The sequence below is a fragment of the Ohtaekwangia sp. genome, from assembly GCF_036786105.1.
In the GTDB taxonomy this organism is placed as follows: Bacteria; Bacteroidota; Bacteroidia; order Cytophagales; family Cyclobacteriaceae; genus Ohtaekwangia.
In genome coordinates, this window is sequence record NZ_DAIQRQ010000004.1 from 90,799 (window position 1) to 110,303 (window position 19,505).

General features: G+C 43.3%; 20 protein-coding genes. 5 read left to right on the top strand and 15 right to left on the bottom strand.

Translation table 11 applies throughout. The features are described from left to right. Positions 1-4: 4 nt before the first annotated feature. The 6 genes from V7Q33_RS03310 to guaB all read right to left on the bottom strand — a co-directional run bounded on the left by V7Q33_RS03310 (position 5) and on the right by guaB (position 7,468). On the bottom strand, positions 5-973 hold the full coding sequence (locus V7Q33_RS03310; protein WP_333818898.1) for a peptidyl-prolyl cis-trans isomerase: 969 nt from the start codon (positions 971-973) through the stop codon (positions 5-7). Continuing rightward, a complete protein-coding gene (locus V7Q33_RS03315) occupies positions 927-2,897 on the bottom strand; it encodes a peptidylprolyl isomerase (RefSeq protein ID WP_333818899.1) in 1,971 nt (656 codons plus the stop codon). Before V7Q33_RS03315 ends, V7Q33_RS03310 begins: the two co-directional genes overlap by 47 nt. Positions 2,898-2,921: 24 nt before the next feature. Then, complete coding sequence (locus V7Q33_RS03320; RefSeq protein ID WP_331981554.1) at positions 2,922-3,341, bottom strand: ATP-binding protein; 420 nt, start codon at positions 3,339-3,341, stop codon at positions 2,922-2,924. After that, the gene (locus V7Q33_RS03325) at positions 3,338-3,676 is read right to left on the bottom strand and encodes an STAS domain-containing protein (RefSeq protein WP_331981557.1); all 339 of its coding nucleotides are present in this window, start codon (positions 3,674-3,676) and stop codon (positions 3,338-3,340) included. Before V7Q33_RS03325 ends, V7Q33_RS03320 begins: the two co-directional genes overlap by 4 nt. Before the next feature lie 116 nt (positions 3,677-3,792). Next, entirely contained in the window at positions 3,793-5,856 is a 2,064-nt protein-coding gene (locus V7Q33_RS03330; RefSeq protein WP_331981560.1) for a GAF domain-containing SpoIIE family protein phosphatase, read from the bottom strand. Between the two features lie 139 nt (positions 5,857-5,995). Further along, the gene (gene guaB / locus V7Q33_RS03335) at positions 5,996-7,468 is read right to left on the bottom strand and encodes an IMP dehydrogenase (protein ID WP_331981563.1); all 1,473 of its coding nucleotides are present in this window, start codon (positions 7,466-7,468) and stop codon (positions 5,996-5,998) included. 170 nt (positions 7,469-7,638) lie between these two features. Here guaB and V7Q33_RS03340 point away from each other — a divergent pair, with 170 nt between their 5' ends. Next, positions 7,639-8,322, top strand: a complete 684-nt coding sequence (locus tag V7Q33_RS03340) for a septal ring lytic transglycosylase RlpA family protein (RefSeq protein WP_333818900.1) — start codon at positions 7,639-7,641, stop codon at positions 8,320-8,322. Between the two features lie 133 nt (positions 8,323-8,455). Further along, positions 8,456-9,241, top strand: a complete 786-nt coding sequence (locus tag V7Q33_RS03345) for a sulfite exporter TauE/SafE family protein (RefSeq protein ID WP_333818901.1) — start codon at positions 8,456-8,458, stop codon at positions 9,239-9,241. A 172-nt stretch (positions 9,242-9,413) separates the two neighbouring features. On the opposite strand, the gene V7Q33_RS03350 is transcribed toward V7Q33_RS03345, so the two are convergent. From V7Q33_RS03350 to V7Q33_RS03380, 7 genes are all read right to left on the bottom strand, one after another. After that, a complete protein-coding gene (locus tag V7Q33_RS03350; protein WP_331981572.1) occupies positions 9,414-9,788 on the bottom strand; it encodes a hypothetical protein in 375 nt (124 codons plus the stop codon). 377 nt (positions 9,789-10,165) lie between these two features. Continuing rightward, a complete protein-coding gene (locus V7Q33_RS03355) occupies positions 10,166-10,672 on the bottom strand; it encodes a chemotaxis protein CheD (RefSeq protein WP_331981574.1) in 507 nt (168 codons plus the stop codon). Then, positions 10,659-11,519 (bottom strand): CheR family methyltransferase, encoded by an 861-nt coding sequence (locus V7Q33_RS03360; protein ID WP_331981577.1) that lies wholly within the window; start codon positions 11,517-11,519, stop codon positions 10,659-10,661. Before V7Q33_RS03360 ends, V7Q33_RS03355 begins: the two co-directional genes overlap by 14 nt. Positions 11,520-11,679: 160 nt before the next feature. Then, positions 11,680-13,818, bottom strand: a complete 2,139-nt coding sequence (locus V7Q33_RS03365) for a HAMP domain-containing methyl-accepting chemotaxis protein (RefSeq protein WP_333818903.1) — start codon at positions 13,816-13,818, stop codon at positions 11,680-11,682. Between the two features lie 24 nt (positions 13,819-13,842). Beyond that, on the bottom strand, positions 13,843-14,322 hold the full coding sequence (locus tag V7Q33_RS03370; protein ID WP_333818904.1) for a chemotaxis protein CheW: 480 nt from the start codon (positions 14,320-14,322) through the stop codon (positions 13,843-13,845). An 8-nt stretch (positions 14,323-14,330) separates the two neighbouring features. Continuing rightward, entirely contained in the window at positions 14,331-16,319 is a 1,989-nt protein-coding gene (locus V7Q33_RS03375; RefSeq protein ID WP_333818905.1) for a chemotaxis protein CheA, read from the bottom strand. Then, the gene (locus tag V7Q33_RS03380; protein ID WP_331981588.1) at positions 16,309-16,689 is read right to left on the bottom strand and encodes a response regulator; all 381 of its coding nucleotides are present in this window, start codon (positions 16,687-16,689) and stop codon (positions 16,309-16,311) included. Before V7Q33_RS03380 ends, V7Q33_RS03375 begins: the two co-directional genes overlap by 11 nt. A 180-nt stretch (positions 16,690-16,869) precedes the next feature. Here V7Q33_RS03380 and V7Q33_RS03385 point away from each other — a divergent pair, with 180 nt between their 5' ends. Beyond that, positions 16,870-17,442, top strand: a complete 573-nt coding sequence (locus tag V7Q33_RS03385) for a pentapeptide repeat-containing protein (RefSeq protein WP_333818906.1) — start codon at positions 16,870-16,872, stop codon at positions 17,440-17,442. A gap of 72 nt (positions 17,443-17,514) precedes the next feature. Here V7Q33_RS03385 and V7Q33_RS03390 read toward each other — a convergent pair whose 3' ends face one another. Beyond that, complete coding sequence (locus tag V7Q33_RS03390; RefSeq protein ID WP_331981594.1) at positions 17,515-18,009, bottom strand: MarR family winged helix-turn-helix transcriptional regulator; 495 nt, start codon at positions 18,007-18,009, stop codon at positions 17,515-17,517. Between the two features lie 200 nt (positions 18,010-18,209). Between V7Q33_RS03390 and V7Q33_RS03395 the strand changes: the two genes are divergently transcribed. Further along, positions 18,210-18,518, top strand: coding sequence for a hypothetical protein (locus tag V7Q33_RS03395; RefSeq protein WP_331981597.1), 309 nt, complete (start codon positions 18,210-18,212; stop codon positions 18,516-18,518). 5 nt (positions 18,519-18,523) lie between these two features. Here V7Q33_RS03395 and V7Q33_RS03400 read toward each other — a convergent pair whose 3' ends face one another. After that, positions 18,524-18,850 (bottom strand): hypothetical protein, encoded by a 327-nt coding sequence (locus V7Q33_RS03400; RefSeq protein WP_333818907.1) that lies wholly within the window; start codon positions 18,848-18,850, stop codon positions 18,524-18,526. A gap of 291 nt (positions 18,851-19,141) precedes the next feature. Here V7Q33_RS03400 and V7Q33_RS03405 point away from each other — a divergent pair, with 291 nt between their 5' ends. Next, complete coding sequence (locus V7Q33_RS03405; RefSeq protein WP_333818908.1) at positions 19,142-19,471, top strand: hypothetical protein; 330 nt, start codon at positions 19,142-19,144, stop codon at positions 19,469-19,471. Positions 19,472-19,505: the final 34 nt, after the last annotated feature.

Below are 19,505 nucleotides of genomic sequence, written 5' to 3' on the forward strand. Positions count from 1 at the left end.
CATATCACTTAAAAATCTCAAACTCTTTTTGATTGACTCCATTGTTGTAAACTTCATCTTCCAGCTTATTGGCCAGCTCCACCTTGCGCTTGTTGAGAATGATATTGCGTATATCATCTTTCACAAATTCCAGTGGTGAAACGTTATCTGAAATGCGATATTGATCAACCTTCAGAAAGTAAAGATAACCATCGTCTGAAGTTTCGTAATACGGGTTGGATTTTAAAAACTGGATTTTGTTCGGTATTTCCACCAGTGGCGAATTGCGCACCAGGTCGTCAAAAATCATCCAGCTGGAGTCTGATATATGATAGGCTGATGAGAAACTGAGGCAATACGACTTCAGTTCCTTTTCGTCTTTTTCGCGTTTGGAGTAAATAAGCTCCTTGATCTTGGCTGTGCGCGGAGCATTTTTAGGCACCTTTATGAAGGTAGCCTGAACGATGTTCTGCTTCAGAATAAAGTTATCGATGTTTGCCTTGTAATATGTCTCGATCTCGCTATTCGACACAATGGTATCAATGTTCTGCCTGATGTAGTAATTCTGATATTCGTAGGCGATAATGCTGTAGCGGTAATCGAGTATCTTTCGCTCTACATCCGCTTCATTGATGTCAATCTTGCGCGTAGCTTCCTGGATGAGTAACTGCTTGCGTACCCAACTGTTTATATAAGCCTCCACGCGAGTGGTGCTGTCTTCCTTGCTCGTGCCGGGAGCAATAATACCATCCAACTCGTCTTTGTAAAGATACGTATTGTCTACCCGCGCTACAGGCTGTCTGTCTTCGTCGCTGCCGGATGACTTTGTCTTCATTTTTATGAAATCGCAGCCCGTTACCAGTGCTCCCACCAGCACAGGTAAAAAGAATAATGCCTTTTTGCTACCCGGTGCAAAAAGGCTATACGAATTTCGCTTATCGTGTGTATTACTTCTGCTGAAGATTCTGGAGTATGTATTGCTTCCCCTTTTCATTCACTTTCACAGGATATTTCTTCTTTAATTGTTCTACCCAGTTTTTCTCCAGATAATTCTGATAATCCGAGATTACTGCGGGCCTTGCCTCTTCAAACGACATATTACCAGGAGGCAGTATATCCTTCAGCCACGCAAGGTAATACATTCCGTTATTTTCCACGGAATAGATGCCAGACGCCCAGGGAACCTTCTGCAGAATGGTTTTTTCTTCTTTCTTGTAGAAGCCGCTTTCTGTTTTCAATTTATGTTGCGCCACAAACTCCTGGATCTTCTTCTCATCACCAGCCTGCAACAGCGGGCGCAATTCTTCCATAAATCCATTAGAAGCCGTAAAATAGAACGATGCCCGGGCACGCTCCCCGGCTTTATAGTCGGCAGTATGCGCATCATAATACCGGTGCTGCCCTACAGAGTCTTCCGAAGCTTTGTTCCAAACTTCTTTCTCCATGATCTCAAAAAGCAGAATGCCTTCATAGTATTCCTTCAACAGATAGGTATATTCAGGGTTTTCATGCATAATTTTTTCTTCCTGCAAGGCTAGGATGTTTGCATCTACAAAATGGTTGTAAAGGTCTTCCAAATACTTTGCTGGCGGCTGCGAGTTGATCTTCTGATTTTTCTGTGCATATTCCAGGAAGTCTTTCACAGTATATTGCTTGCTGTTGAGTGAGTACAGAATTTCCTTGCTGGCATTAGGATATTCCGGAGCTTTCCATCGCCCTTTCTGCAGGGAAGTATCAGCCAGCGCAAGCACTTTTTCTTTGACGGCAGATTGTTCTGTAAATTGAAATTGCTTGCGCAGCTTGGTTGCCAGCACCTGTTTTGACACTTGCACACGCTCATCGCGATTCACCTTATTCTTGAGGGAAGCATTGAGGTCTTCGAAGCTGGCAAGCGGAATCTTGCGCTCCAATCTCATGATGTGCCATCCATACTGCGTTTGAAAAGGGTCTGATATTTCGCCAGGCTTGGTAAGTGAAAACGCTACGCGTTCAAATTCCGGAATGCTGGCCATCGTGCCTACACCGAACTGGCGCAACCTGCCACCATTGTCTTTTGAACCCGGGTCTTCCGAGTATTGCTTACAGAGGTCGTCCCATTTTACTCCGGCCCGCAGTTCATCGTATATATCAAAAATAGTATTCTTCGCTTTCTCATTGTCTTTGTTGTCGCCAGTGCGGATCATGATGTGCGATACCTCCACTTCGCCACGGGCAGGTCTGCGATCAGCCACGTAGATGATGTGATAACCAAAACGAGTGCGCACCGGCTGGGAAATTTCTCCGATCCGGGTATTATAGGCTGCCGATTCAAACGGATATACCATTTGCATTGCCGTGAAATACCCGAGATTTCCCAGGTTCATTTTCGCGGATGGATCTTCCGAATATTGAGCCGCTGCATTGGCAAAATCTTCCTGACCGCTAACGATCTTGTTCCGGATTTCCATGATTTTGTTGTAAGCCTTCAGGGTATCTTCAGGCGAAGCATCGGGTTTTACGTTGATGAGAATGTGCGATGCGCGAATCTCTTCTTTCATGCGGTCGTAAGTGAGCCGCACGAGACTATCAGTAAGTTTTGAATCCGGTAAATAAGGCTTCTGAAGTTCGCTTTTATATTGATTAAATTCTTTGGCGAATGCTTTGGTAGTATCGTAGCCGCGTTTCTTTGCTTCTTCTACCTTCAACTTAAAGTTGATAAAGAGGTTGAGGTATTCCTCGATCTTCTCTTTGGTAAAATCTTCTGTTTTGTTCTGGTGATTTTTCTTGTAGAGGTATATAAACTCTTCCGTAGTTACGGGTTGCTTGTTAACGGTAAAGATGTTGAGTTTTTTTGGCGATTTCTGTTTTTTGCCCTGCGCAAAGCCGCTTGTAATTGTAGCGCTGCAAAGCAATGCCAGGATTGCAAATCGTATCATCATAGGTTAAGGATTCGAAGAAAAGTTTTATTGATAGTGAACGGCTTTGATTAAACGGCAAACGTTGCGGCCACTGCGGTTCTGGTATTCAATTTTATCCATAATTGATTTCACGAGGCGTATACCCAGACCTCCTTTGCGTTTCTGGTGAACTATATTATCGATGGCCGGCTCGTGAAATTGGTTGATATCGAAAACAGTTCCATCGTCTACAATTTCAAAAACCACCGGGCTATTTTTATCGATCTCGATGTGCAGTTCAAACAAATCGTCAGGATTGCAATGATGTGCATGAATCATAAGATTGGAGCACATCTCATCGATGGCGAGCACGATCTCGCTGATCTGCAAATCTGCAACACTATGATTCTTGAGTGACGTGCGGATGAAATCGCGTACGCCCTTCAGATTTTCAATGCTGCAACCAACTTTATACGTGTAGTTCATGCCACCATTTGCTTTGCCTCTACCTTATCTTTTCCAATTTGCAGTAGCTCGTTCAACCCCAGAATACTGAATGTATTCGCAACCCGATCGCTCATACCAAACAACACCATTTTGATGTCGCGGTCTTTGAACTCTTCGATATACGACATAAATACACCTAATCCGGCAGATGAAATATATTCGAGCGCCCCGCAGTCCACAAGGATCTTGGTATATCCTTCGCCCACACTTTTGGCAATAGCCAAGTCAAGCTCTATGGAAGAACTCGCGTCTATTTCGCCAATCAGTGCAATGACGTCCGTTCCATCTTCCTGCATTCTCTTGATGTGGATCATAGGTTATTAACGTTGTTTGTTTCTTAATGTTTACTCCGTTTCATCCCGGCTGTTTTCCTACTGCGAGCCGTTGAAAAACGTCTTTTACGCTCTGTTTCGTTTCAATTCTTCTCCGTTCACTTGAACTTGACAATCATGGTGGTGTAATCATCATTTATGTTCTCTGTACCGGTAAACTCATATAACTTGTGAATGAGATGCTCCTGAATTTCTTTCGGGCTTTTCGACCGCACTTCATTCACTACCTGCTCCAGTCGCTCGTATCCAAATTCTTCGCCTTTGTTGTCTTTGGCTTCCGTAATACCATCGGTATATAATACCATCACATCGCCGGAATGATATTCAAACTCATTGGCCTGGATAAAGTTTTTATAGCTTTTGTTGCGCACCATACCCAATGCTATACCTTTATCTTTAAAATATACCGCGTGCTCCTGGCCTGCACAGAAATACAATATAGGGCAGTGTCCTGCGCGGGCGTAGCGAACTTTTTTGGTTTGGGTATTAATGGCAAAATATATAGCCGATATGAACGAACCGCGCTCGAGGCAGTATACCAGCGCCTGATTCGAGCGCACCATGAATACATCTGGCTCCACGTCTTCCTGTGCCACGCTGTGAAAGATTCCTTTCATCTGCGACATGTGGAAGGCCGCGGTAGTTCCTTTACCGGATACATCTGCAATGATAAGTCCTACCAGATGATCGTTGATGCGAATGGTATCGTAATAATCTCCTCCTACTTCATCGGCTGATTCGGAGAAAGCTGCTATTTCAAAGTCATTATCTTTTTCAAGAACATCAGGCAGCAAGCTTTTCTGCACCGTCTTGGCGATTTTCAGTTCTTCCTTATAACGCTCATTTTGCAGTGCTTCTTCCATTAACCGGAAATTCTCAATGGAAATTCCAGCCTGGTTCGCAAATGTTGAGACGATCTTAGTCATCTCTTTATTGAATCCTTCGGGCAATTCTTTTAGCAACGCCAGTGTTCCAATGTTTTCTCCCTTTACATAGATGGGAAAAGCAAGAATGGAACGGAAGCGTGAACCTTTCAGTGAGCTGAGATGTTTGGATAAATTTTTTGTTTTATCACTGCTCTGTTCCAGGATACCTTTTACATTATGATTTTTGAGATGCGCTATAATATCATGCGCTTCTTTATCGGTAATCTTATAGGTAAATAATTTATAGTTAAGCTGCTTGCTGTTTACTTCAAGCCAGGCAGCATCTGCAAACACGGTACTCACTGAAGTTTCCAGCAGAATGTTGTAAACACTTTCTTCACTCTGCTCCGTTTGGATAGACTGGCTGATGCGTTGAAAATTCACGACCTCTTCCAGCTTCTGCTCGAACACCGAAGTGGTAGGAAGGTTGAACAGAATTACCAGGAACGAGAACGAACTATAAATTGTAACAAAAACGATTAGCGAAAGAATGAATATGTGGTAGCGATAATCTGTAAAGTTCGGTGCCACCATCCCTATACCTTCTGCCAGGGCGCTGTTTGTATAAAACAGATATAGCAGGTAAAATATAGTAAGCAATAGCAGCAGAAGGCTCGTCCATTTCTGGCGGAAGTTGAGGTATGCCACCCACTTCATGTTTCCTGATAAAATGAGACCTACTACAACAAACACACCCATCAGCGTGCCATAGAGCCACTGTACCATGGGGAACTTGAAGGTGTTATAAAGCAGCGAAAGCAAAAGGCCGATCTCAAAGAAAGCCCACAGACGGATCAGCCATTTCGATTTTTGATATAAGATGAGTCGTTTCCAAGCGGTGAAGGCCATGAGCAAAAAGCCGATCATCAACGCCAGGTTAATGAGGTAGATAAGGTCTTTAAAAACAACATTGGTGGTGAGGCGCGTACTGCCCATCAGAAATTCAAGCAGTCGCAACCCCAATGAGATTACGGTGAAAACAAGCCCTGTAGCAAATACCCGCCAGAGCAGGTCCACGAAGTTGAGTACATCGTCACGTTCAATTTTGAGCTTGAAATAATAAAAGACCGAAAGGATGTACAGATTAAGGATTACCCCAGGCAGCCATGTGGGCAGTTCCTGCTTGATATTGGCGTTCGAAGAGCTAAAAACAATGGAAATATCCGTAAACAGCAAAGCCAGCCAGGTGATAACACCCACCAGAAAGAGCAATCGGGTAATGGCTTTGGTTCGCATTGCAGATAAAAAAAGCCAATCAAGCTATGATTGGCTCCGCAATTATAGGAATAAATCGGTAAGATTTATTCAACAACAATCTTCTGTGTAGACCTATGCGGCTAAACTGACAATAACCGCACAGATCGTAGCCCTGAAACTATTTACGGCTATAGTTGGGGGCTTCCCGGGTGATGCTCACATCATGCGGGTGACTTTCTGTTACTCCGGCCGAGGTAATTTTTACAAATTTTGCCAGTTTCAGCTTCTCAACATTCTTTGCTCCGCAATAGCCCATACCAGCTTTAAGTCCGCCTACTAACTGATACAGCACTTCTGACACCAAGCCTTTATAGGGCACGCGGCCCGAAATTCCTTCCGGAACAAGTTTCTTCACATCGTCTTCCACATCCTGGAAATATCGGTCTTTTGAGCCATCTTCCATGGCCTCCAGTGAACCCATGCCGCGGTAGGACTTGAATTTTCTTCCTTCGTAAATGATCACTTCTCCGGGAGCTTCTTCCGTACCTGCGAGCAACGAACCGATCATAACACTGTCTGCACCGGCAGCGATCGCTTTCACCAGGTCTCCGGAGAAACGAATACCACCATCGGCAATAATCTTGGTGTCCGATCCCTTGGCAGCCTTGGCAGCTTCGTATACTGCGCTGAGCTGTGGCAATCCTACACCGGCTACTACGCGGGTAGTACATATACTTCCCGGGCCAACGCCTACTTTCACGGCATCGGCTCCTATCTTGGCAAGTGCTTTTGCTGCATCACCGGTCGCTATATTTCCTACGATCAGGTCAAGCTCCGGATATTTCTTCTTCACACGCTTGGCAGCTTCCATTACACCTTTTGAATGACCGTGCGCTGTATCGATGCTGATAACATCAACGCCGGCAACTTTCAGCGCCTCGATGCGCTCAAGAATATCGGGTGTTACACCTACCGCAGCCCCTACACGCAGGCGGCCAAATTGATCGTGGCATGCATTCGGCTTGTTCTTTTTCTTCTGAATGTCTTTAAAGGTAATAAGCCCGGTAAGCTTACCTTTTTTATTAACGATAGGCAGCTTCTCGATTTTATACCGCTTCAGGGTTCCTTCTGCCTGATCGAGCGTTATGCCTTCCGAGGCTGTGATGAGATTTTCTCTCGTCATAATCTTCTCCACCGGGGCGTTCATGTCTTTTTGAAAGCGCAGATCACGGTTGGTGATGATACCTACCAGCTTTCCGTTCTCATCTACTACAGGAATACCACCAATGCGATATTCGCGCATGATCTTTTCAGCATCGCGAACGGTGGCGTGCATTTCGAGTGTAATGGGATCGAGTATAAGACCGCTTTGTGAACGTTTCACTTTGCGGACGTGCTCTGCCTGTTGCTCGATCTTCATGTTTTTATGAATGAAACCGAGACCTCCTTCGAGCGCTATACCGATTGCAAGCTCTGCTTCGGTAACAGTATCCATTGCAGCAGACACAATCGGAATGTTAAGCTGAATGTTCTTGGTGAGAAAGCTGGTCGTGGAAGTTTCGCGAGGCAGAACGTCAGAGTACGCAGGTACAAGAAGCACGTCATCGTACGTGAGCGCCTCGAAGAGGAATTTTGAATTATCGAGCGGCATGGCAAATAATATTAGGATTCATTATTTGCCGGGCAAAGGTATACTTTAATTGTATAATTCACTAATCGAATGCGAATACAGACAATATTTCTTTTCACATTTCAATCTGCCGGATAATTGTTCCAATAATTGGGAGCACTCTTTTATTTTTGGCCGCTAAACCAATAATTATGAGAAGAATATTCTTTACCCTTTTCTTTTACTTTCTACTCATTGCTTCATTTGCTCAGGTACAAACAGGAAAAGCTTCCTTTTATGCTGATAAATTTGATGGCGTTATTACAGCCAGCGGAGAAAAATACCGCCATAACAAATTGACGGGTGCTCACAAAACATTGCCTTTCGGAACGAAAGTGCGCGTTACGAATCTGGCCAATAATAAATCGGTTGAAGTAACGATCAACGACCGTGGCCCCTGGGTGGAAGGACGTATCATAGACCTTTCGCGTAAAGCTGCTGAAGAGCTTGGCTTCACCAACAAAGGTGTGGCCGATGTAAAGCTTGAAATTGTAGATCCGGGAGATGGCAAAACAAGCGATCCGGGCAGACCTATTGAACACGTGATGGTTGAAGAAAAAGAATTTTATGAATTTGAAATCACACGCCTTACACCAAAAGGGTTTGGGGTGCAGATCGGCACTTATCAGGAACTTGTAAACCTGATGCGCCTTTCAGATAACCTGAAAAACTCTTACAAAAAGCAGGTTACGATTCAGGTAAAAGTGATAAACGGCATTAAATATTATGGAATTATTCTTGGCAAATTTTCATCGCGTGCCAAAGCAGAAGATTTCCGCGAAGAGCTCAAGGGTAAATTCCCCGATGCGTTTATTGTAGAGTACGACAGGCTATAATATTTCTTATCCTTTCAATCTTCGCTAACCTCTACCGACTTACTCGACAAGTTCTTTTTAGACAGAAATAAGTTTTTCTTTGCAGAATCCTGGCCGGTTGTGATCCATCAACACAACCGGCGCAAAGGTTTTTATGGAAATTATAGGGTATATCGCGTCTGTCTGCATCGGTTTGATTTTGGGATTGTTAGGAGGAGGAGGGTCGATTCTTTCCATTCCAATTCTTGTTTATCTGTTTCACATGGATGCTGTTATAGCGTCCGCTTACTCGCTGTTTATTGTTGGCATCACCAGTTTCGTGGGAGCTGTTCCCAAATACAAAGAGCACCTGGTAAATATCCGCACGGGTATTTTGTTCGGTATACCTTCCATCGTTAGCATTTTTATTACGCGTAGATGGATCGTTCCTGCTATACCTGAAATTATTCTGCAAACATCTTCGGTTGTTATCACCAAGCGCATTCTTCTGTTGGGCATGTTTGCTATACTCATGATTCTGGCATCAGCTTCGATGATTCGCGGTAAAAGGGAATTACAGAAAGATGACGATCGGTTCAGAACGTTCCTCGTGTTAATAGAAGGTATACTGATCGGATTTCTTACCGGACTGGTTGGAGCAGGTGGCGGCTTTCTTATTATACCGGCGCTCGTCTTACTTACCGGGCTACCGTTTAAAACTGCAGTAGGCACTTCATTGTTCATCATTGCCATTAACTCGCTGGTGGGTTTCCTGGGCGATGTGATGAATTATAGTATGAACTGGTCCTTTCTGCTCTCCATTACCGTACTCGCCATTATCGGTATACTCATCGGCAACAAACTCTCCGGTTCAATTTCGAATATTAAGTTGCGCAAATCGTTTGGATGGTTTGTGCTCGCTATGGGCTGCTGGATATTGATCAAAGAGCTTGTGCTTTAAGATCAATATAGCATGCCTGCTGCCATTCATATTGCAGCATATCTACCGGATTTGCTTTAGCGGCTGGTAATATTGCAGGTGCATGCTTAATATACTTTTATAAATCTTTCGATAGCAGGATCACGATACTGAATAGAGATTTGGAAAAACTGTTCAACTAACGTTCTGCGGGTTAAATGACTTCAAAGAATACCTTGCGGAGCCAGGCTTCCAGCGGTTCATCGATAGGCCGAAAGCGATTCAAGGTGTGTTCGTAAAACATATCTACGCCACTGCCAAAGTGCACAACGATCTCAACAGGCACAGCTATATATCCTAATCGCTTAGCAGCAACGATGCGATGGTTGCCATCCGTTAGCAAGGCTGTATTTTTAATGACGGTAAGTTCCACTGGAGTAAGTCCATGCTCGCGCACAAACTCGGTAACTTCACTAACATTGTGTACATCGATGTAGGGTAAGTGGGGCACCGCTGTTTCATCGCGTTTAAATTCCCGGTAATCCCACAGAACACTGATCGGAATTTCTGCTTGTCTTTTGTAGATCATACAGTTGTTCTCCTTTCAACTTCACTTGTCTCCAGAAGACAAACCCTATACCGCTAACATAAATGCCCCTTATAGGTCAGATTCAATCCTTGGTCGCATCATATCAACCTTTGCACATCTCATATTGGGATTGATAATTGTACAGCCTGGTTCTGAAAGTAAAAAGGAAGGCACAGGCCTCCCTTCTTTCCTTGGGCTAAAATGCGAATCAAAACAACGGAATATCAACTTAACTTTTGCTGTATCGTAGTTCGAGATGTTATGTTACCGCTAACGAAGGCCAAATATAAACAACAATAGGAAAAAGTGGCTTCCGCCTTTTTTATTCACTTTCTACACCGCTATCAACGGTTCAAAATGCGGAGCAGCGGGCAGCGTCAATATCCAAATCCACGGCTGATCACTTCGTTTACCTCTGCTGCTGATCTGTTCAGAATAAACATTCTTACTTTACCTGTCTGTGTGTTAAAAATAATCTTCCGGCCATAATTACCACCTGTATGTTGCGCCACAATTCGAATTCCGGCTTCCTCCATCAGCGCAACGGCAACTTCTATATTTCTCCGCCCAACAGAAAACAGAGTGTGGTCTCCAACCCATGAGTTGCAACCTCCAAATACCTTGGCTTCCATGGATCCTATACTTGCTCCGCGATTACGCATGGAACGGATCAGCATGTTTACAGAGGCGTATCCCTGGTCAGGATCAGCCGGAGTACTTTCTGGAGATCCTGGCATGCGATAGTGATTTATGCCGCTTAACATGCGCTGTTTATCCCACAGGCAAACTGAAACACATGACCCCAGCACAGTGTATATCTGCGCAGGAACATTTGTGATCATGAACTGTCCGTTGGTTAAAAAGTAACGCTTAAGCGGCTCCATGTGAAAGCTTATATATAGTTGGCCTGATCTGTTTTAGCGGCATATCCATTCCCATAATAGATTCGCTGTGTCCAAGAAATAACAATCCACCGGGATTCAGACACGTTGCAAGCTTTCGAATTACCTGCTCTTGCAATACCCGGTCGAAATAGATCAATACATTGCGACAGAAAATTATATCCCATGAACCCAATCGCATAGTATCAAATGCTTCCATCAGGTTAATACGCCTGTAAGCAATTCTGCTTCTGAATACAGGTTTTATACGTACCAGGCCGCGATGGCTATCTTTACCTTTCAAAAAATAAACTGGCCGCCATTCAGGAGGAACTACCTCTATACGATCGGCATGATAAATACCCTGATGCGCTTTCTGCATAACGCGCACCGATATATCGCTGGCCAGCATTGAGTAATTAAAAGATACATGTTTCCTTTTAAACTCTTCCAATACCATGAGCAGCGAATAGGGCTCTTCTCCGGTAGAGCAGCCGGCAGACCATACCTTCAAACTCTGAAAACGTGGTTCATGAATACTGGCTGGCAAAAATGTATCAGATAAAAACTGAAAGTGAGCGGGCTCGCGAAAGAAATCAGTTTTATTGGTTGTTATGAGATCAACTACATGAAAGAGTTCACTTTCGCGTCCTTTATCACTAAATATATAGTCTACAAACGAGGCATAATTATCCATGCCCAGCGTGCGGACTTTCTTATTCAATCTGCTTTCCAGCATTGATCGTTTGGCCAACGGCAGCTTGATGCCATACGTTTTTATAATATACTGACTAAGCCGTTCAAAACTGGCATCATCCATTTTGAGGGTTGTTAAATCAAGGTGCGTCATATCGGCAACGAGGTACTCAATCAATTCTTAACATCAACCCCAACGACATATTTCGTCAGCAGAAAAAAAGCAATCAGTAATAACAGGTATAAGAAAATCTTCCCCCGCTTCATATACCATTTCCCAATATCAAAATCCCCCATACCTATATTAATGAAATTTAAAATTCTGTAAACTCCTGATCTCTCACACTATCATCCAGTTTCAGATCGACACCTCCGTTGTGCATCGGAATGCGTTGGCGGAATTGATTTACCGAGTAACCTTTTTTAGCGTTGCGCATATTTTTGGTATTTCTACCATCAACATCAATTTTAAAATAGCTGATGGCGGCCTTCAATTCTTCTGCCTGGGAGCTTAACTCTTCAGCGTTAGACGACATCTCTTCAGCTGCCGAAGCATTGCCCTGCGTTACCTGCGAAAGTTGCTGTATGGCTTTGTTAACCTGGCTTGCTCCCAGATTTTGCTCAACACTGGCTGCGGCAATCTCCTGCACAAGCGCTGCTGTTTTGCCTATATCCGGCAAAGTATTTAACAACAGTTCTTTTGATTCTTTGGCTTGCTTTACAGTACGTGCCGAGATCTCGTTGATTTCTGCCGCTGCTTTTTGACTGCGCTCGGCAAGCTTGCGCACTTCTGCTGCTACCACGGCAAATCCTTTACCGTGCTCGCCGGCCCGAGCTGCTTCAACGGCAGCGTTAAGCGCGAGCAGATCTGTTTTGGAAGCAATCTCTTCAATGATCGCGATCTTATCGGCAATCATCGTAATAGCATCAACAGCTTCTGATACCGAGCGGCTGCCCTCTTGAATATCCTGCAGCGCTTTGTTTGATATCTTTTCTGTTTCGCGCGAGTTATCTGTGTTCTGTAAGATATTAGCTGCCATCTGTTCCATTGAAGATGACACCTCTTCGGATGCACTGGCCTGTTCCTGGGCACCCTGCGACATCTGTTGAGATGCTGATGCCACCTGCTGACTTGCCGCGGTAACATTATCGGCTCCATTATATATGGTAGTAGCTATATTACGCAGGTTTGTTACCATCTGCTCAAGGGCTTCATCAAGCTCTCCGCCATGATCTTTCCGCTGTTTGAAGTCAATCATCAAGTCGCCACCGGAAACACGTTTGGCAATTTGTACAGAGCCGCGTAATTTTTCGATCATTCGCTGAAGCTCCATCAACACTAATCCAATTTCATCTTCGGTAGTAATCTTTACATCAGCGGAGAAATCGCCGGCTGATAATTTCTTCACAGCACCGGTTGCTATATTCAATGACGTCATTATACCGCGCAGCAACCACAAGCCCATCAACACACTAATGGTAATGGCAGCAAAAACGATAATGCTCATAATCTGTATCGAGTTATGATACATGGCTGCTGTTTCTTCGCCTTCGCGAGCAAGTTGCTGATTAACAATATCAAGGTATATATCAATTAATTTGGTAAGTTCCGCACCCGCCTCGTCACCTGATTTATTGGATATATCCAATGCAAGACTATTTGTTGCACGGTATGCCAGATCCATAATTTCCTTATGTACAGTATAAAATGTCGAATATTGCCTGTTATACTTATCCAGTAAAACACCCAGTTGACCAGTTGTAATTTTGCCCAACCGTGTTATGGCCAGCTCCAGTTCGTTTTCTACATCTGCAGCTTCTTTTATCACAAGTTCACGCTGTGCTGCACCGCCAGCAAGGATCATTGTCTTTTCTTCATTGTAAAGCGTGGCAAACAAATCGCGGATGTGCGATAATTCTCTGAGCTGCTCTTTCGAACCGCGGAGATTTACTTCACTGATCAATTCTTCCAATGTTGAATTGACTTTAATAAAATCGGCATACCCTTCAGTAAACAAACGTCTTTTAGCAACGTTTTCTGTGTTTTCGAATGCCAGCTTTATAATCTCATTATTCGTTTTTAGAAAATCATTATACTTAATTTCCATCTGTGCCGCAGTTCGCCCCAACTCGCCTTTGCTTAACGACTTAAGCACCTCAAACTCATCGTTCGCACGATTTATACTCAACTCTATACCTCTGGCCAGCTCACTCATCTCCCGATCATCTGAAGCAATAATAATTTTCTTTTGATCGCGCATGATGCGGTTAACCATTTGCCGAATTTTTGTAATGGAGCTGAGCTGTGTTACCGTGCCATTCATAACGGCACTTATACGTTCGTTCATGTTGCCTATTCTGATGAAAGACATAATGAAGATCACGGTCATTAACACAATGAGTGCGGCAAATGCCAGGATCAGTTTGTTGCGGATGGTAAGTTTGTTTAGCATACTGGTAGGTTAATATCTTTTTTATCACTCCGCTGCAGGCACAATCTCCACGCCTTGCAGGGCAAATACTTTGTTTACATCCAGAATCATAGTGATGTCTCCCTGATCATTTACAATACCGGTAACCGCAGTAGCCTTCCTGTAATTTTCTACATCTGCCGGCTGTTGTATCTGTTTTTGTTCAATAACATTCACTTCCCTCGCTGTATCTACCAGCGCTCCCACTTGTATAACACGTTCGTCAGTTTCTCTTATATTGAGAACAAGGATTCGGTTTTTAGAGGTACTTGGTAAAGACGGTAATCCGAGCTTCATCCGGGTATCCAGCAATGGCAACACTTTGCCGCGAAGGTTAATAATGCCAAGCATATAATGCGGTGTATCAGGAATACGCGTAACATCTTTTAACTCGATGATCTCTTGCACATGATCAACGTGGATGGCGAATTTTTCATCGCCGAGCAAGAAGGTGAGATACGCCTGAGGTATAGCACGGTGCGGCATATAGAAGATTATAATGTTTGATAAGAGAATAATCGTTGCGGGTCAAGCACCAGCGCCATGGTACCATCGCCCAGAATGGTACTGGCAGAAATAAAATCTGGATGTTCATAATACTCACCCAAGGGTTTCAATACGGCTTGTATCTTTCCCTGAATAGAATCTACCGCTATCCCTCTTCGATTGCCGTTTACGTATACCGATATAATATCTGTTGTTTTGGGTGGCAACTCATGTGCATAGAAATTCTTCCGCAACGAGTATACATTCAGCAACTCGTTGTTTACAAGTATATCTGTATTGACATGTCCTTCACGATCCAGGGAAGCATACGGTATTCTGTCAATGCTTTCTATAGTATTCAGCGGCATTACATAGTGTGTGCTTGCCACTTTCATTAGTAAGCCTTCGATTATAGAACGTGAGAGCGGTAATTTTATATGAAAGGAAGTTCCCTCACCCGGAGTACTGGAAATAGTGATGCAGCCACGCAATTCCATAATGCGCTGGTTCACTACGTCCATACCAACACCGCGCCCTGATATATCGGAAACAATATCAGAGGTTGAGAGGCTTGGATGCAGTATAAGATTATATATCTCTTCTTGCGAAAGTACAGCTGTCTCTTCCACAATACCTTGCGCTACAGCCTTTCTGAAAACACGGTTTTTATCTATACCCCGGCCATCGTCACTCACTACCAGATTGATGGATGCTGCCGATTGATAGGCTTTTAACTTTATAGTGCCGTGTTCTGATTTACCAAGGAAATTCCTTGTTTCCGGAGATTCTATACCATGATCGATGGCATTGCGTATCAAGTGCATGATGGGATCAGTCATCATCTCGATCACATCTTTATCCATCTCTGTCTCGGTACCAACCGATATAAAATTTACTTTCTTGCCCAGCGACTTTGAAAGATCGCGTACGAGACGCTTGAATTTTGTTACCAGCGTTTCAATAGGCACAAGCCCGATCTCCAGCGATGTGTCGCGCAGGTGGCCTGTTACCATTTCCAATCGTTCAGTTAGCTCATCAAGCTCTGCTATACGACTATTCTTCGCCACGTTGAGTACCTGTGCCTGAAGAATAACCAGCTCACTGATCCAGTTCATCAGGTCATCAATTTTCCGCTTGCTTACGCGTATCACACTGTCGTGTGTAAATTTTTTATCTATAGCATCTGCCTGTGATGCTGTACTGACGGGGACCTGCGATAATTTTCGTTTCTGCGCCCATGCCCGCAATTCTTCCTCTCCAATTTCTTTCTCATGAAATCGAACTACAATGGTGTGCAGTGCCGTATCATCCTGCAGATTTTCGTTGGCCAGATGAATAAGCTTTATAGTACACTCGTGTTCTACAAAAATAAAATAGCTCTCAATCTCCAGTGGAGTTGACGCCGTAAACAAAATAACCGTCCAGTATACTAAAGTATTATCTTCCTGGTGTAGCCAGGCCGTTGTTGTGCCCAGTGTTTCAAGGTCTTTTACAAGATAAGGCAGTGGATGATTACCATCAGCCATGAGAATAATGGATGGCGTAATGCGAATAACATAGGTTGTTATAGGTCGCTTCTCTACGCGCTTAACCTCCAGCGAATTTACCGATGCCTGCTCAATTTCCTGTAGAAAAGCTGTGGCTTGTTGGAGATTCTCATCCAGTTTTGCTGAATGGATAATGCGCTCGACATCGTTTTTACCAAGCAGGTATCGCACTTTATCAAAAGCATGCAGTGTAAGGCTGATGAGTCTGTCTGTTATTTGCAGATTGCCTTTGCGCACATGATCAAATAACGTTTCAATGTGATGCGCCAACTGGCTGATGTTATCAAAACCAAACATACTGGCCGCACCTTTGATGGTGTGCATGGTTCTGAAAACCTGTTCTAACGGAGCGGTAGCCAGAGGGTTAGCTTCCAGTTGCATAAGCCCTTCATCAAGCTCATTCAGCAATTCAAGCGTATCCTCAATGAACCGCTTTTGATTACCGTCCATTCATAATTGCGTTTGACAGCTGCGCGAAGAATGTTTCTGCGCGGTAAGGTTTTTTTATCCAGGCAGCTAATCCAGAGCGTTGCGCTTCACGCATTTTCTCAGGATCAGATTCTGTTGTCAGAAAAATAACCGGAATGGAAGTCAGTTGAGGTTCAGCTTTAATCTTGCGAAGCAATTCAAGTCCGGAGCATTCAGGCATGTTGTAATCTGAAAGCACCAGATCTACTGCAACTGTACCACTCTGTAACAATTGAAAAGCTTCTTTACCGTTAGACATACCCAGGGTTGTGTACCCTGAACGCTCAAGCGTATCGCACAGGAAATTGCGAATGCTGGTAAAATCCTCTACGACCAGTATCGTTTTCTTCATTGAAATAAATCTTATTGGGGAATACTAAAAGCAAGATATATGGATTGACTCAAGTTTGTATTCCTGAGTATTACTTACACCATACTAAGGTAAATACCGATAATCGTATCCGTATTTTTACGTACAAGAAATGGATTTATCTATATTACAATCATATTTTGCTTGCAGTCAATAATTCTCATGAACCGAGCTTACCAGGAAGGGAACGATTTTACCAGTCTTGATTTTACTAACAAGACACTCGAAAAAGGAGAGTATGAAAACTGTACATTTCGCAACTGCAATTTTGCAGAGACCATGTTGAGCGATGTAATTTTCACGGAATGCACATTTGAAAGCTGCGATTTCAGCATGACGAAAGTAGGGGGCGCATCTTTTCGCACGGTTATATTTCGCAATTGCAAACAACTCGGTGTGCGCTTCGATGAATGCAGTAAGCTTTTATTATCATTTACCTTCGAGAACTGCATTCTTAACTTCGCTTCATTCTATAAACTGAAACTCAAAGGCACTCGCTTTTTGGGATGTAAGCTACAGGAAACAGATTTTACAGAAACCGATCTCACAAAGGCTATATTTCACGACTGCGATTTACAAGGCTCCATCTTTGACCGCACAATAGTAAACGAGGCCGATCTGCGCACTGCCTCTAATTTTTCCATCGACCCGGAGAATAATCAGATCAAAAAAGCAAAGTTTACACTTCACGGCCTGGCAGGATTACTCGATAAATACAACATCGTAATTGAATAGAAGCCATATTGAATACGATGACGATCTGGCCAGGGGAGTAAGCATAAAACAGTGATGAACGACTTGATATGTTTACTCCTCCACATACTGCTCATCATCGGATGCATTCAATTTTTCATGGTGCTCAATGATCTTATTTATCACATCAACAGCAATCTTCAGGTTCCTTTCGCCCACCAGGCTCTTATAGTCCTCCTGAAGCTTTAAAAGCTCAAGGTGTGCATCGAGCACCAATTGCTTGCCCTTTGCCGTAAGCTCAAGTCGTTCACTGCGCTTGTCGTTCTTGTCGATCTTGCTGGTGATCATGCCTTTCTCTTCCAGCTCATTTACGGTTCGGCTCATCGCCTGCTTGGCAATCTTTGACTTCCGTGAGATTTCTATCGCTGTGCTTCCCTCCATAGAGATATTAAAGATCACAGGCATATAAGAGAGCTTCATCTGACCCCACGAAGGTTTGATCTTTTTCTGTGCCCAGATATCCAGGTGCTTTCGTAACCTGAAGATCAATCGCTGCCAGTTGTTTTCACTAAGCTTCTCAAACTCCCTCAAACGATCATCAATTTTCATAGCATTTCTCAACATTAAATTAGTAAACTAAATTTACCAATTTAGTAAACTTATTTTACTTTTACCTGCATTTCCGTTGCAGCGGTATGAGCCACCCGGGCAAACAGTCCATTGAAATATACATTAAACGATTACGAGAAGAAACCACTGACATACCGTTGTCGCAACGAGCGGGATCTTTACTTACACAATTCAGAAAAATGAAAACCTTAAACTTGCGCTTTGTATACGGCCAGGCCGTACGCGATATGCTGCTCATCTATTATCTTGAGCTCGTAGATTTTAGTCGATGTATCTTGTGCATCGTTCATACTCTGGGAATGCTACTCCACCGGTATGATCGTAGTGACATTGTATTTGATGAAACAGAAGCAGATTTATTTTTTGCTGAGATGATGCTGTTGTTGGAAGTGGAAGATCATCTATATTACGGTACACCTGCATCGGCAGATAACACGGATGCTGAATCCCATAAAAAAATTGAAATAACGGCTGTCGATAACGATTGATGTTATTAATGCTGGTAGAATCGTGTTACAAGCTCCTGATCGTTATATATCTCTATTCGGGCAATCCGCTCTTTCTTTACCCGCTCCCAATTGCAAGCCGATATATTTCCAATATTATGAACCTCTGACGGAATAAAGTAAATGTACATCGCTGCCCCACTGATTTTAAACCGGATTATAATTCCGTTCAATGACTCAGACGAATCGCCTATAAAAAACTTCTCGTAGTTATCAGGGTTTATATCGGCGAGCAAAACCTGCACCTCCTTGCCAAGATACCTGTCTAGCGGAGGTAGGTACAAGCTATCGGTAGTACTAACAACATCAGCCATTTGATCACTGGATGTATTAGATGCCCAGGCACAATTAAACACAATTGTGAGCAATGCCAGAAGTAGAACAGGTTGAGTACAGATAAAGCCATTTCAATAATTTCAATAAGTAGAGTTTGTACTTTGTTAGCACTTATCGGCAGATCTACCCCCAAGCTATCCGAAAAAAAATCCACAATTCAAGTCTGCAATACGAGCCAAGCATCCTCGAAAAACGGATACATGCCCACAATATGACATGGCATAAAATTTTAGACCTCCTAATGGTTTAATTCGCTGACTTTAAAGACTATGAAAAACCATATCACTTCAATATCCATTCTGGAATTACGTAAGCTACTCTATGAGTTACGCGATAGAAAAGCCAATGTATGTTTTAGAGTAAGAATGATTGGCGAAATGTGGCGAACCAATTTTCTGAAAATCTTTGAGCTCACCGAGAATGGTGCAGTACTAATTGATTGTGTTACCAATCAGCCGGTAATTATTCATGACCTGGGCACTATTATGCAAGTAGAATTTGACCAGCGATATCAACAGTATGAACCTTATTTCCATTATGCAGTAAATTCATCCAACAGTATGTATCGTGAATCAAAAGATACCCTCGTATCTTCTTGAGCACCAATCTACCAGATTCCGCAGATTTATATTC

What these genes read in the sequence shown, in the direction of transcription:
- V7Q33_RS03310 (WP_333818898.1), bottom strand. Translation starts at nt 973, where the DNA reads ATGAAAAGGGGAAGCAATACATACTCCAGAATCTTCAGCAGAAGTAAT.
- V7Q33_RS03315 (WP_333818899.1), bottom strand. Translation starts at nt 2,897, where the DNA reads ATGATGATACGATTTGCAATCCTGGCATTGCTTTGCAGCGCTACAATT.
- V7Q33_RS03320 (WP_331981554.1), bottom strand. Translation starts at nt 3,341, where the DNA reads ATGAACTACACGTATAAAGTTGGTTGCAGCATTGAAAATCTGAAGGGC.
- V7Q33_RS03325 (WP_331981557.1), bottom strand. Translation starts at nt 3,676, where the DNA reads ATGATCCACATCAAGAGAATGCAGGAAGATGGAACGGACGTCATTGCA.
- V7Q33_RS03330 (WP_331981560.1), bottom strand. Translation starts at nt 5,856, where the DNA reads ATGCGAACCAAAGCCATTACCCGATTGCTCTTTCTGGTGGGTGTTATC.
- guaB (WP_331981563.1), bottom strand. Translation starts at nt 7,468, where the DNA reads ATGCCGCTCGATAATTCAAAATTCCTCTTCGAGGCGCTCACGTACGAT.
- V7Q33_RS03340 (WP_333818900.1), top strand. Translation starts at nt 7,639, where the DNA reads ATGAGAAGAATATTCTTTACCCTTTTCTTTTACTTTCTACTCATTGCT.
- V7Q33_RS03345 (WP_333818901.1), top strand. Translation starts at nt 8,456, where the DNA reads ATGGAAATTATAGGGTATATCGCGTCTGTCTGCATCGGTTTGATTTTG.
- V7Q33_RS03350 (WP_331981572.1), bottom strand. Translation starts at nt 9,788, where the DNA reads ATGATCTACAAAAGACAAGCAGAAATTCCGATCAGTGTTCTGTGGGAT.
- V7Q33_RS03355 (WP_331981574.1), bottom strand. Translation starts at nt 10,672, where the DNA reads ATGGAGCCGCTTAAGCGTTACTTTTTAACCAACGGACAGTTCATGATC.
- V7Q33_RS03360 (WP_331981577.1), bottom strand. Translation starts at nt 11,519, where the DNA reads ATGACGCACCTTGATTTAACAACCCTCAAAATGGATGATGCCAGTTTT.
- V7Q33_RS03365 (WP_333818903.1), bottom strand. Translation starts at nt 13,818, where the DNA reads ATGCTAAACAAACTTACCATCCGCAACAAACTGATCCTGGCATTTGCC.
- V7Q33_RS03370 (WP_333818904.1), bottom strand. Translation starts at nt 14,322, where the DNA reads ATGCCGCACCGTGCTATACCTCAGGCGTATCTCACCTTCTTGCTCGGC.
- V7Q33_RS03375 (WP_333818905.1), bottom strand. Translation starts at nt 16,319, where the DNA reads ATGGACGGTAATCAAAAGCGGTTCATTGAGGATACGCTTGAATTGCTG.
- V7Q33_RS03380 (WP_331981588.1), bottom strand. Translation starts at nt 16,689, where the DNA reads ATGAAGAAAACGATACTGGTCGTAGAGGATTTTACCAGCATTCGCAAT.
- V7Q33_RS03385 (WP_333818906.1), top strand. Translation starts at nt 16,870, where the DNA reads ATGAACCGAGCTTACCAGGAAGGGAACGATTTTACCAGTCTTGATTTT.
- V7Q33_RS03390 (WP_331981594.1), bottom strand. Translation starts at nt 18,009, where the DNA reads ATGAAAATTGATGATCGTTTGAGGGAGTTTGAGAAGCTTAGTGAAAAC.
- V7Q33_RS03395 (WP_331981597.1), top strand. Translation starts at nt 18,210, where the DNA reads ATGAAAACCTTAAACTTGCGCTTTGTATACGGCCAGGCCGTACGCGAT.
- V7Q33_RS03400 (WP_333818907.1), bottom strand. Translation starts at nt 18,850, where the DNA reads ATGGCTGATGTTGTTAGTACTACCGATAGCTTGTACCTACCTCCGCTA.
- V7Q33_RS03405 (WP_333818908.1), top strand. Translation starts at nt 19,142, where the DNA reads ATGAAAAACCATATCACTTCAATATCCATTCTGGAATTACGTAAGCTA.